Annotated in this window: 1 pseudogene; it reads right to left on the bottom strand. The window is 73.5% G+C overall.

Annotated features, from left to right (window positions below):
* Positions 1 to 397: pseudogene (locus D8Y23_RS16610) on the bottom strand (HNH endonuclease); the annotation flags it as partial.
* Positions 398 to 570: the final 173 nt, after the last annotated feature.

The raw sequence follows: 570 nt of genomic DNA, 5'->3' as shown, positions 1-570 counted from the left end.
CGGGCCAGCGGCAGTGGCGGTCGCGGGCGCGAAGGTGTCGGTCGATCGCGGTGGTGCGCTGGTAGGTGTCGGTGCGGAGCACCCCACCGCTGACGGGGTGGGTGATGACCCGGTCCCAGGGAACGCGGGTGGCTTCGGCCAAGGCGCGGGCGGTTGCGGCGTCGATGGGTCCGTGGCCGACGAGGTCGGCGGGATCGGAGTTCTCAGAGCCGGGCCGCAGCATCGTCAACGCCGGGACCACGACCTGCACACGCGCCCGGATCGCGCCGAGGGTGCCGGGGCCGTCGTCGCTGCGGGTGGGGTCGGCCTCCGGGGCAGCGGTGAGCAGCAGGTCCGCGAGAATATCGGCGCGCACGTGGTCGGCCGTCCGTGTGTCGGGCGTTCGGATGTCAGGCATCCGTGTGTCGGGCGCGGCCGTCGTCGCGGCCTGCGAGCGGTCACCGCGGTCGTCACCACCCCCACGACTACCCGCGGGTTCTCCCGCGGAACCACGGACCCGCTGCGTTGAGTCTCGGCGCAGGTCCACGATCGCGGCGCTCTGCTGCACGAGCCGGTCGTAGATCCCCACCG

The sequence above is a fragment of the Microbacterium enclense genome, from assembly GCF_004022425.1.
Classification (GTDB): Bacteria; Actinomycetota; Actinomycetes; order Actinomycetales; family Microbacteriaceae; genus Microbacterium; species Microbacterium enclense_A.
This window is presented reverse-complemented; position numbering and strand designations above follow the sequence as displayed.